This is a genomic window from Pseudomonas sp. PB3P13 (assembly GCF_054897735.1).
In genome coordinates this window covers 3,401,789-3,414,115 of the sequence record NZ_CM142702.1, presented here as the reverse complement: position 1 = coordinate 3,414,115, position 12,327 = coordinate 3,401,789, and the positions used below count along the sequence as shown (strand labels likewise).

Sequence of the window (12,327 nt, the reverse complement as noted above, 5' to 3'; positions counted from 1 at the left end):
GCGCATTTTAGTCTTTCGCCACTTCACGAATGCGAATACGTATCAAATGCTAACGTGATGCGGTACCATGCGCCGCGTTTACTGGCACGTATGCCGTCTTATCTGGCTTTTATCTCAAGGTTTTCTCGATGCGTCGTACTCTGGTTTCTATCTGCGTGCTTCAGGCTCTTTCCGCTTCAGCTCTGGCAGAGCAGGCGAAAACCGCCACCAGCCTGGAGTTGCAAGCGACCGACATCGTCGGCACGTCTGATTATGAAACGGCGCAAGGACCGGTGAAGGGCTATCGTGCCACCCGCTCTGCCAGCGCAACGCGAACCGACACATCGATCCATGAAACGCCACAGTCAATCAGTGTCGTGACCAAAGATGCCGTAGAGGATATCGGCGCCACTCGCCTGCAAGACGCGCTGGATTATGCCGGCGGAGTGGGGCGGGCAAACAACTTCGGCGGCCAGGGGCTGACCACTTTCACCGTGCGCGGATTCACCACGAGCGAGTTCTATCGCAACGGTTTTCCGATTAACCGCGGCTACCCGAACATGCCAGACGCGAACACCATCGAGCGCCTGGAAGTGTTGCGGGGCCCTGCGACCACTCTGTACGGGCGCGGTGATCCTGGCGGCACGTTCAACGTTGTCTCCAAACAGCCTTTGGCTGAGCGCACCGTAACGCTGGGCAGCCAGCTCGATGACCAGGGCATGCAGCGTGGCACGCTGGATGCCTCCGGGCCGCTCGACGAGGAGGGCCGTCTGGCCTATCGCCTGAACGTGGTGGGAGAGGGCGGCGACACCTTTCGCGATCATGTCGAAACCGAACGCTATGGCGTGACACCGGTGATTGCCTGGCAGGCCAGCGATAACACCAAAGTGATCTTCGAAGGCGACTTCATGCGCAACAATCACCCGCTGGATCGCGGCGTGACGCGTTATCCGAATCAGATTGGCACCGCGTCCCGTGACACGTTCTTCGGTGAAAAAGACGTCGGTAAATTACACAACGACAACAACATGGCTCAATTGCGCTTCGAACATTTCCTGAGCGACAACTGGACCTTGGGCGGTGGTTTTCAGTGGCTGGATGGCACCTTGCAAGGTAACGCCATTGAAGCCAACGGCATGGCTGCGGACGGACGCACGCTGGGACGCAACTTCAACTACCGCAAACTGGAATGGACCGACAAGGACACCCAACTGAATCTCACCGGGCGTTTCTCCACCGGTGGTTTCGATCACACCTTGTTGACCGGCGTCGAGTACGAGGACTACGACTACACGTCCATCATCCAGCGTTCCAGTGGTGCAGTCGGCGCTTACCCGATCGATATTTTCAATCCGGTTTATGGCCAGCCACGGCCAGCCTTGACCCGCACGCCAACCCACGATAAGGAGAACCTCAAGACTTATGCGGCCTTCGTTCAGGATCAGGTCGCATTGACCGAGCGCCTGAAGGTCCTGGCGGGCGCCCGTTTCGAACGGTTCGAGCATGATTATGAAACCTTCGTGCCGGGCGGCAGAAGCTGGCAGGCGAGCGACAATGCGGTGACGCCGCGTATTGGCGTGCTGTATGACCTCACCGATACCGTGGCGGTGTACGCCGACACCGCGCGCTCGTTCAAACCCAACACCGGGGCCAGTCGACAGGGTGGCGGCTTTGCGCCGGAGAAGGGCAAATCCTACGAAATGGGTATCAAGTGGCAGGCGCTGGATCGTCAGTTGAGCGTGGATGCAGCGGTCTATCAAATTGAAAAACGCAACGTCCTCACCACCGATCCCGTTGACTCGACGTTCAGCGTGGCAGCGGGAGAAGTGCGCAGCCGTGGCTTTGATCTGAACGTGGCAGGTAATCTGACCCCGGAATGGCGGGTGATCGGCGGTTACGCCTATGTCGACGCCGAAGTCACCAAAGACAGCGTCCTGCAGTCGGGCACCCGGTTGATGAACATTCCAAAGAACAGCTTCAGCCTGCTAAACGTCTATGAGTTTCAGGATGGCTATCTGAAAGGGCTGGGCCTGGGGGTGGGCGGCAAGTACGTCGATGAGCGTGCGGGCCAGACCGCCAATACGGCGTTTTCGATGGGCAGTTACACCGTTATGGACCTGCTTGGCTTCTACAAGATTAACGACAACGTCAGGCTCAATCTTGATGTGAAGAACCTGTTTGACCGCGATTATCAAGAGGGTGCGTTTGGCAATGTGTACGCCTACCCGGGTGAGCCGAGGACGGTTCAGGTGGGTATTTCTTATACGTTGTAGCCCACGACAAGCGCTCACGATCTGCTTTGTGTGAAGGCACGTCACCAAGACCGACTATCGACCCGCGTCGAACGCTAACGCGCCCGTCACCAACGCGTCACATTGCGTGTCTAGCGTTCAGGCATCGCCCCCGCGTACCTGCCGAGAATGCTTTCCGGTAGACCCAGATCCGCGCCGGCCATCGTCCGCTGATTGGAGAGCTATCTTGGAAATCGACATTTTCAGAGAATTGCTGGTGCCCGTTATCGGTGGTCTGGGCATCTTCATGCTCGGACTTGAGTTCATGTCCGACGGGATAAACAATCTGGCGGCCAATCGCATGCGCGCCTGGCTGGCGAAATTGGCAGGCACTCCGGCGAAGGGGCTGGCGGCCGGTACGATGATTACCGGCGTGTTGCAGTCAAGCACCGCGATGACCGTCATGGTGGTCGGCCTGGTCAATGCCGGCGTCGTGGGGCTGCGACCTGCGATCAGCGTCATCATGGGGGCCAACATCGGAACGACGCTGGGCAATGGCTTGATCGCCATGCCTCTGGGGCCATTGGGGTTGATCTTCGCCGGGCTGTTCGCCCTGGTTTATGTCTTCAGCAAAAGCGAGAAGACCAGAAACATCGCGCTCGCCGTGATCGGTTTTTCGCTGATCTTCTATGGGCTGAACCTGTTGACCGGTGGCCTCAAGCCGTTGCGCGATCTCCCCGAAGTGATGTCGGTCATTTCCAGCCTGCAGGCCGACAGCTTCGGTGGCCTGGCCATCTGCGTGCTGACGGCCGCAGGTATCACCGCAATGATCCACTCGTCCTCGGCCACCATCGGCATCGTGATGGGGCTGGGTGCGGCGGGCGTTCTGGACTGGCAGACCGCCGTGGCTTTTTCCCTGGGCGCAGACCTGGGGACCACCGTCACTTCCTGGCTGGCCTCACTCAATTTATCGAAGAACGCCAAGCGCGCGGCCTACGCACACATCTCATTCAATGTGATCGGCGTGGCCGCGATGTTTCCGCTGTTCTTCATGTCGATGGATTTGTTGCAGTGGATGATGAGCCTCTTTGGCATGGACGTGACCAAATCGGTCATGGTCGATGGCAAGGAAAGCTTCCCGCTGGTGCCGGTGGCCGTAGGGTTGTACTCCATCGGTTTCAACCTGTTCAATACAGCGTTGATGTTCCCGTTCATAGGCGTCTTCGACCGCGTCTTGTCGCGTATCGGTGCCGGCCGCAGCGATGTCGAGGACTACGCACTGCCGCGTTACCTGGACCGTGCGGCGCTTGGCAACGTGAGCACCGGTGTGGCGGCCGTGAGCAAAGAACTGGCGCGCCATACCCAAGGCACTGGCCTGCTGTTGGCCGCTGCCCGTGGCGATCACAACACAGTGAAGGACTCCACCGAACACGAGCGGGCACTGGACACCCTCAGTCAGGAGATCCGCGCCTACACCGCACAAATGTTCAACAATGACTTGAGCGAACGCCAGACCAATCTGCTGGCGAGCCTGATCGAGGAACAGGATTTCAGCGCGAGCCTGACCGAGACCCTGTCGCAAATCACCCGCCGTATCGAGCGCCAGGTGTTCTGCGCCAACGGCCAGGCCATCGTCGCGGCTGTTCTCGATATCGTGGAGCCTGCAGTGAAGAACGGCCCGCAGGGTGTTTTTCTGCCACAGGCCTACAGCAAACAACTGTTGGAGTTGCGTGAGCGTTGTTTGAAAGCCGAGCAAAAGCTGGGCTGGGATGAACGTGGTGCCATCCTGGCGCTCCTGGGCAGTGCAGAGCGCGCGCTGAATCTGGTACAGCGCATCAATGAAGAGCGCCTTTCAGTTTCTCGAGAACTGGATCATGACGAAGCGATGCAAGCCGCTGACCCTGCACCGGGCGGAGCATTTCCCAAGCCTGTGTAAGGCTTGGTCATGCGCGCCTGGCCACGTGCATTCACAATGCATCGCGGGGTGAAAGCATCAAATTTTGTGGTGGATTTCCAGCATCCTGAAGGTCACTTTTCCGCCCTCGGTGGGATAGCCGGTGTTGTCCTGTACATACGCTCCCGCTTTGAAATACAGGGGTTTGGTCTTCCAGCTCGGGTCGACTTTGGATCTCCAGTTGTACCCCGCCGCGCTGATACCCAGTGCGCCCCCCGGGCTCAGGTGGATCTGGTAGGAAAAGTTCTGGTTGAGCGCAACACCCTTCACCAGAGTGATGACCTGGCCCTCTTCATCGTCGGGATGCAGGCGCACCTTGGCGACAATGTTCCCCGTTAACGACTTCTCCTTGTACTGGTATTCCAGCTTCACCATGGGACTGTTGCTGTCCTTGTTATGAATCTGGCCAATCACGATTTTGCCGGTGCTGGGTACCTGATTGATCGAAAGGTTCGCCCGCAGAATGTTGTCGGCCGCCGAGTACGTCCAGTTGCGCAGCGTCCCGTCACTGTTGGTTTCCCGCAACTCACTGCGTGGGTAACTGGCGTTGGCGGTTTTGGAACCGGTTACAGGTGCCCAGAACGACAGGACTTTAGCGTCAGAGCTGAAATACTCGTCCTTGAACCCTTGCGCCAGACGAGGCGTTTCTATGGTGGCCGGTGGGCTGCCTACAGGGATGCTTAAATTCCAGTTTGCGAGGTCGATCATGGCGAGGATCCTTCAGGCAGAGGATGTTGCGGCCGCCGTCACGCTCGAACCGTACTCATGCGCGGTGTCGGGTGGGATTGCTGAACGGTGAAGTTCGCGTGGCGGTTGATTGACGTCAAATGATCGTCAATGGAGGCTATTGCAGCCTTTATGCCTAGAAGGGTGACCGTTGGTCGGTTGCATGGAGCTGAATTGAACCTGCGTCAACGAACAGAATCAAACAGCGCCGGCGCTGCATAGCCTAGCTGCAGTAAACGTTCAAGCGCGCAAAATGGGCCTGGGTTATCACCCAAGACGTTATTTGTGAGCTATCGGAAATTTGGCAAGGCGTGCATAAAGTGCTCAGTGATGGAGCCGCATTCTGCAGGTGCCTGTTGCAGGCACTCGTATTGGCGAGATGGTTTTCGTGGGGGGCGAAAAAGGGTAAAGCCAGTTTCTGCCTCAGCGCTAGTGCTTGATGATGATCGAGTGATGCTGCCCCGCATCCTCGGTGATGCGGTTCAGCCCATTACGGACGCGAAGCCACCTCGTCCAGATGATGCAACAGGTCCAGCGGATCCTCATAAACCCTCAGCGCACCCGCTCGCTCCAGCTCGCCTGTGTCATAGCCACCGGAAAGCAACCCGATTCCCGTCGCTTTACATCGTCTGGCGGCGAGCATGTCCCAGACTGCATCGCCGATGACCAGGCATTCTTCAATCGCTACATCCATTTTCCGTGCGGCTGCGAGGAAGAGGTCGGGGTCAGGCTTGCCGTACTTGACGTCATCGCGATTAACAAGATTGATGTCTTTGCCATCCAGCTTCAGGGCCTTGAGGTTGATGCTTGCGGTATCAAGTCCTCCGCTGGTCGCGATGCACCACTTAACCCCTTCTTCTGTAAGCGACGTCAGCAGCTCCATCGCACCGGGCAGCGCAATGATCTGCCCCTGTAAAGCCTCGTAGGCCCGCGCATGTTTCTCGCTCAGCCGCTTCGCCTGTTCCGGACTGATCGTCAGCCCGGTCTCACGCGATAGCGTTTTGAGCATCAAGCCTCCACTCATGCCGATTTTGCGATGTATGCGCCACATGGCGAGCGGGATATTTTCCGAATCGAGGGCTTCTTTCCAGGCCGCGACGTTTTGATAGACGCTGTCAGTCAGTGTGCCATCGAGATCAAATATGAAAGAGGTTTGCGGTCGCATGTAGAACTCCAGTATCCAAAAGATCATCCTTGGGCAATTCAACTACAGACAGGTTACGCAATGGGAGCCCTGTCCAGGTCAGCCGGGCCAGGTTCCACCCGCGCTCCCTCGCCCTCGGATTCCTCACGACTCACGCGTTCGTCATCGGTGAGGCCCACCTCTGAGGTGTCCTCTTGAGTCAGTGCTTCATTCGTTTCATCGTTTTTTGAAGGTGGCTCTGTCGTGTCAGAGTTGCGCAGGATCATGTCTGGAGCAGACCATCTCTCACGGTCTGACAGGTCGTTTGGGAGAATTCTACCTACCCCAAATACATTCACCGCAATGTAGACCTTCAGTCCTCTGCACGCCTGTCTACAATATTGCTCAAAGCCAGCGCGAGCCTCGTCCATCACCTTGTCGAAGGGGTCCTGAACCAAGTGTGTCCCGGTATTTGCTTTCAATCTCATTACTCCTGAAAACCAAGCGACCTCGAAGAGAGGTCGCTAAACATCTATCAAGCGCCTTTGCCTTGCACGAAGCCTGATCCCAGATCAGCACCTGTAACAGGCTCGCTAAGCGGGTCGGATGCAGTTCGGGTCTTCATGGCTTGCAAAACAGTTTCATCGTCTCGGGAAAGACTCACAGAAGCGGTGCCGTCACCGCCGTCAACTGCAGGCCCGGGACTTTCAACATATTCCCAGCCGGCACCCTCGTTCCAGGGGCCGCGAACATTGGGTTCGCCTGACATGTTGAAGTACTTGTTGGTGAACTCCGGAACGCCAGGCAGCTTGCCTTGGGGGAAGTTCGGCTGAATGGAGTGCAGTGCTTTTTCAAAGGACTTCTGGTGCGCGATTTCCCGAGTCATCAAAAAGCCGAGTGCTTCTTTCACTCCGGGATCATCGGTCACGTTGATCAAACGCTCATAGAGGATTTTAGCGCGCGCTTCTGCGGCGATGTTTGAACGAAAGTCGGCAGTAGGCTCAGTAATCGAGTCGACGTAAGCTGCGGTCCAGGGGACGCCCGCGGAGTTGACCAGTGGTGCGCCTGCACCATACAGAAGACTGGTTATATGCGAGTCGTTACCGGCACCGTTAATGGCTCGGTAAAGTTCACCTTCCTCCTGCACACCTTCTGCCAACTGTCCTTTGGCGCCTCGGTTGAGCATGACAATGATCGAACCGACGATTTCAAGGTGGCTCAGTTCCTCGGTCGCAATGTCCATCAACAGGTCTTTGCGACCAGGATCCTCTTCCGCCAGTGCCTGGGTGAAATACCGTGCCGCTGCGGCCAGTTCACCATTGGCACCGCCAAACTGTTCCAGCAGCAGATTGGCCAGACCAGGATTGGGTTGTGCAACCCGTACGGTGTACTGAAGTCGCTTGTTATGTAAGAACATCGGGTAATTCCTCATGCCAGCCAAGAGCACATCCACCACTGTGGGCGTTAGCGCGTACATGAGTTGTGAGAGACGAAAACTGCGGAAATTTCGTTTAATACTGCCCGTCGAGACAGACGGTAGCAGTTGAATAGTTCAAGAAATTTCCGGGGGAAGGGTGGCTGCGCAGCGCCGACTGACCCGCCAATCTTGACGCCAGCGATGGATGATGGACAGGTATGCCGACTCAGTCCTCAGCTGAAATGGTCGGCGTTTGACCGGGTTCTTCAGCCAGCTTCAATCGGTCAGCCTTGCTGATGTATCTGGACTTGCTGGCGGGTGCCAGTTTGGCGCTGGCCTTTTTGGCATGCGCCTTGAGCAACTGCTGTATTTTTTTACGACGATTCATACTTCTCTACCCAGTGTGAAAGCGCTTGCATGATATCAGCATAAAATATCGCGCCGGCGTTGAAGAAGCGCATGACGTCTCCAGCAACCGCCGGCTGTGTCACCGACTCAAAACCTGTATTTGGCCGTCAGCATGTAACTACGCGGCGTGCCATAGTTGTCAGTAGAACCCCAAGTGGTGTTGTAGCCGATCGAGGAATAGTAGACGCGGTCGAAAACGTTGTTCGCGTTCACTTGCAGGTCCAGGTGTTTGTTGACCTCGTAACCGGCCATCAAGTCCGTGACAGCATAGCTGCCTTGCTGGAGGCGATAGCTGCCCACGGTGAGCGGCACATCGTTGTACATCCGGCTCTGCCAGTACACGTTGCCGCCCACCCGAAATTTCTCCAGCGGACCTTGAAGGCGATACATCGTCGAGACTTTGAACAGGTGCTCCGGCGTATCGGTGTCGAAACGCTGATTCTCGTTTTCCGGGTTTTCGTCCTTGATGTAATGGGCGCGGGTGTAGGTGTAGCCGGCGCCGACTTGCCAGTTCTCGGTGAGGGCGCCTTGCAGTTCAAGATCCAGGCCCTGACTGCGGACTTTGCCGGACGTTTCGTAGCAGGTCATGACGGGGCAGCCGAGCTGACTGTCCGCCAGCGATGCACGGTTTTTCTGGTCGATCTGGAACACGGCGAGGCTGGCGTTGAGCGCGCCGTCAAAGTACTCGCCCTTGATGCCGACTTCATAGTTTTCACCCACGATCGGGTCCAGCAGTTTGCCGGAAGTGTCCTGCGAAGTTTGTGGGGTGAAGATGTCGGTATAGCTGGCGTAAACAGAGTGGTGGTCGTCGAGTTTGTAGATCAGGCCGGCGTAACGCGTCAGGTTGCGGGTGACTTTGTAATCGCCGTCGCCGGAGCGGTCGTCGTAGTCATACCAGTCCAGACGGCTGCCGAGAATCAGTGTCAGCGGATCGGCCAGGCTCAAGCGGGTAGTGAGGTAAACGGCATCCTGAGTGGTGACGTTGTGGGTTTTGCCGCTACGGACGAAGTCCGGCTTCGGCGCGCCGATCGGCCACGCCGTGGTGTACGGGCTGTACTCTTGGGTGGTGGCATCGTAGGCGCGACTGCTGGCGCCGACGACCACTTCGTGCGTGCGGCCGAAGGCTTCAACCGGACCGCTGGCATACACGTCGAGTGCGTTTTGCTTGTCGGTGTGATGGGATTGATAAGCCGTGGTTTCCAGCGGGCCGGCGTAACGTGACTGGTAAGTGCCGGAGAACTCGCCGTCCAGTGTCGAAGCCGAGGCGGCGGCGTGCAGTTTCCAGTCGTTATTGAAGCGATGCTCCACTTCACCGAACACGGTATCGATCTGCAGCTTCTTGTTTTCCCAGTCGGTGCCCGGATAAGTGGAGCGGGGCAGGTCAAGGTGGTGGCCGTCGGTGCCGATCGGCAAGCCGCCCCAGAAATAGTTGGTTTGCTCGTTCTGTCGGGAGAAACCCAGCGTTGCTGTGGTGCTGTCGCTCAGGTCGGCTTCACCGATGGCGTAGAACAGACCGTGATCGTTTTCCTCCTCGTCGCGAAAACTGTCGGCGCCCTGATAGGAACCCACCACACGACCGCGCAACGTGCCGCTTTCGTTCAGTGGACCGGAGGCGTCGAACACACCTCGATAATCATCCCAGCTGCCGGCGGCCCCCGTGAGCGTCACCTGCTGGTCGGCCGTGGGGCGCTTGCGCACCATGTTGATGGCTGCCGATGGGTTGCCCGCGCCAGTGACCAGGCCGGTAGCGCCGCGAATGATTTCGACGCGGTCGAACATCGCCAGGTTCGGCTGCACGGCCATCGAGTAAGGCTGGTACGAACTGGGCAGCCCGTCATACATGATGTTGTCGATGTCGAAACCGCGTGAGCTGTAAGTCTGTCGACCCGGGCCCCCCGACTGGCTGAGAAACAGCCCTGGCGTGCCCCTCACCACATCGTTGATGCTGGTCATCGCCTGGTCGTCCATGCGCTGACGGGTAATCACGGTGACCGCTTGAGGCGTTTCGCGCATGGTCAGCGGCAGTTTGGTGGCAGTCTGCATCGGACCGGTGGTGTAAGAGCCGGAATCTTCAGTGGTGCTGCCCAAACCGGTGGCGCTGATTTCGGTGGCGCCCAGTTCCAGGGTGCTCGGCGGAGCGTCTTTCGCCGCCGTTACAGGCGGTGCCTCGTCGGCCGAGGCCAGCGGGATGCTCGCCATACAGATGGCCAGTGCCAGCCAATTAGGTGACAGGTTGCAGCGACGGTTTGCGATATGAAACGACATCTATCTGAGTCCCCAAGCGATACCAAAACGAATCGAATGCAAGCGCATCTAATAATAATTCGCATTAGTGTCTCAGATTGTTACTTGTGGAGAAAGGTAGACGAGTCAGTTAGTTAACAAATTTTTCACGTGCGCAGGGGGCGTCGTTTGCCCTGTAACTGTTCAGGATTGGATTCAGGCGTATCGGATCGCCCCACCGAGGGGGCGCATTCAGGCAGGGTTTCTGCGGTCATGATCGGCATGCCCGCGACGACGACATCACCGTTGTCTGGTGGGTCGACCACCCAGCAGACCCTCTTGTTCAGGAAGCCTTTCGCCAATCTGCAATCCGTTGCTGTCGATGTGGTAAACCCGCAGCTCATTGGAATGAGCACTGGCGCGAACCTTCACGACCGCCATGATGCGAAGCAGCCGACTTTCCACCTCGATATAGCGTTGAACGATGATGGCATCGGTCAGGAAAGCGGTGCCATAAGGACTGAATCGAAGATCGTTATACCGGTCTTCCAGTTCCGAGGTCATCAGCACAGTGGCACCTGCGCTGGTCAGGGTATTGACCATCCAGGACAACGACTGACGGAAGTCTTCCTGGAAAGTTGGCGCAAGTGCCAGCTCGAATCCGGAGAGCGAATCAATGACGACTCGTGTCGCTTTGAGTCGTTTGATCTCTTTCAACAGCATATGGACTATTTCGGCGATCGACAGGTCCGGTGCATGACTGTCTATCAGCGCTACATGGCCCTCTTTTATCAACTTTTTGAACGTGGCATTGCGCAAGTGATCGGGACGCTGCTCAAAAACGGCGACCACACCCGTTTCTCCGTTTCGCGCGCCTTCTTCGAGAAAGGACGCGGCAAGCATGCTTTTCCCCGAGCCGGAAGGCCCTGCAACCAGCAGCGAATAACCCCGGGGCAGCCCACCCCCGAGCATGTCATCGAGACGGGGGACACCCATCTTCAACCGCACAGAGGCCTCTGTGGTTTGCGGTTCAATGGAGTTTTCACCCGGCATGACTGCCGGCGAGAACACTTTGATTCCCGAAGTCTGAATCCGGAAAGTATGGAGCCCGGGCACCGTAGGCTGGCCGCGCATCTTCATGATTTCCATTTTGCGTACCATCGAGTTGCGGTACACACTTTGTCTCAGCCAGATCAACCCGTCGGCCACGGTGAAGATCGGGTTGGTATCGGTTTCGGTGAAGTATTCGCCGATCAGGAATGTCGTGGCCTGCCACGTGGTCATCAACATGCCCAGTTGCTGAACAAACTGAGGCAAGTTGTTATTAGGATTAGTCTGGGTCTGGCTGGCCAGGACCACGGAGCGGAATGAGTCCACAAATACCAGCGACGGGGAATGGGCTTCCACTTCACTGACGATGCGCCGCAATACTTCGTCCAGATTACCGGCGAGGGTATCGTCGACCAGATTGATGTAGCGAATCGATTTATTGATGGCCTCATCATCAAAAAAGTCGAATTGCTGCTGATAGCGCAGCATCTTCAGTGGCGGTTCACCCAACACGGTGAAGAACAATGCTGGCCGTTCAGGGGTCGCCAGGGAGAACATCATCTGATGCGCCAGAGTGGTTTTGCCACAACCTGGTGGCCCTGCGATGAGATTGAACGAAAACTCAGGTAATCCGCCACCCAACACGTCGTCCAGCCCAGGGACGCCGGTGGCCAGGCGGTTGATTGTCACTTTGGTGGTCATGACGAAGTATCCTGCGAAGGGGTGTCGCTCAAAGAAGGTCGCAACACACTACGGAGCAATTTTGCCGTAAGCGAAGGCCCGATCAGGGTGATTAGCAGTTGGTAAAGGGATGTAAGCAGGTGCTCGCCCAAATAAAGCGCCTCGGCTGCACTTTGCTTCAAGAGCATTATTTTAAGTGCTGTCAAGTCTACACTCGGCAGAACGGAGTGATACATACTCGCCAGGCGCGGATTTTTACTGCAGAGAATGAAGCTGCGACGAAAAAGTGCCATAACGCCTTGCTCGCCAATAATCGGCGCAAGGGCTGCGTGCATGTCATGCAGCGTCGCAATGATGGCGTTTGCGATCTTTGCAATGTCAGAGGTGTCGCCGATCCGGTGCGTCAGGGCAGCTGCAATCTGACGACCCTCTTCGCTTTCCGTTGGCATGGCGTAAGGACTTCTGATGGTGTTCGACGATGGTACACCGTCAGCGAACTTTCTGAGGGATATCGCTTGAATGGGCGCCGGTTGGC

Annotated in this window: 9 protein-coding genes; 2 read left to right on the top strand and 7 right to left on the bottom strand. The window is 57.1% G+C overall.

The annotated features are described in order from the left end of the window. Nucleotides 1-128 precede the first annotated feature (128 nt). Together ACYZT1_RS15725 and ACYZT1_RS15720 are read left to right on the top strand one after the other, a co-directional pair. Entirely contained in the window at nucleotides 129-2,252 is a 2,124-nt protein-coding gene (locus tag ACYZT1_RS15725; protein WP_462015627.1) for a TonB-dependent siderophore receptor, read from the top strand. Between the two features lie 205 nt (nucleotides 2,253-2,457). Continuing rightward, entirely contained in the window at nucleotides 2,458-4,146 is a 1,689-nt protein-coding gene (locus ACYZT1_RS15720) for a Na/Pi cotransporter family protein (protein WP_462015626.1), read from the top strand. 57 nt (nucleotides 4,147-4,203) lie between these two features. Here the strand turns inward: ACYZT1_RS15720 and ACYZT1_RS15715 are convergent, their stop codons facing one another. From ACYZT1_RS15715 to ACYZT1_RS15685, 7 genes are all read right to left on the bottom strand, one after another. Beyond that, nucleotides 4,204-4,872, bottom strand: a complete 669-nt coding sequence (locus ACYZT1_RS15715) for a polysaccharide lyase family 7 protein (RefSeq protein WP_462015625.1) — start codon at nucleotides 4,870-4,872, stop codon at nucleotides 4,204-4,206. A 508-nt stretch (nucleotides 4,873-5,380) separates the two neighbouring features. Next, nucleotides 5,381-6,055: an HAD family hydrolase gene (locus ACYZT1_RS15710; protein ID WP_462015624.1), complete on the bottom strand. Its 675-nt coding sequence runs from the start codon at nucleotides 6,053-6,055 to the stop codon at nucleotides 5,381-5,383. Nucleotides 6,056-6,548: 493 nt separating this feature from the next. Then, a complete protein-coding gene (locus ACYZT1_RS15705) occupies nucleotides 6,549-7,430 on the bottom strand; it encodes a manganese catalase family protein (protein ID WP_462015623.1) in 882 nt (293 codons plus the stop codon). 226 nt (nucleotides 7,431-7,656) lie between these two features. Then, the gene (locus ACYZT1_RS15700) at nucleotides 7,657-7,818 is read right to left on the bottom strand and encodes a DUF2986 domain-containing protein (RefSeq protein ID WP_462015622.1); all 162 of its coding nucleotides are present in this window, start codon (nucleotides 7,816-7,818) and stop codon (nucleotides 7,657-7,659) included. A gap of 107 nt (nucleotides 7,819-7,925) precedes the next feature. Continuing rightward, nucleotides 7,926-10,103, bottom strand: a complete 2,178-nt coding sequence (locus ACYZT1_RS15695; protein WP_462015621.1) for a TonB-dependent siderophore receptor — start codon at nucleotides 10,101-10,103, stop codon at nucleotides 7,926-7,928. A gap of 258 nt (nucleotides 10,104-10,361) precedes the next feature. Then, complete coding sequence (locus tag ACYZT1_RS15690; protein ID WP_462015620.1) at nucleotides 10,362-11,813, bottom strand: ATPase domain-containing protein; 1,452 nt, start codon at nucleotides 11,811-11,813, stop codon at nucleotides 10,362-10,364. Beyond that, entirely contained in the window at nucleotides 11,810-12,241 is a 432-nt protein-coding gene (locus ACYZT1_RS15685; protein WP_462015619.1) for a hypothetical protein, read from the bottom strand. Before ACYZT1_RS15685 ends, ACYZT1_RS15690 begins: the two co-directional genes overlap by 4 nt. Nucleotides 12,242-12,327: the final 86 nt, after the last annotated feature.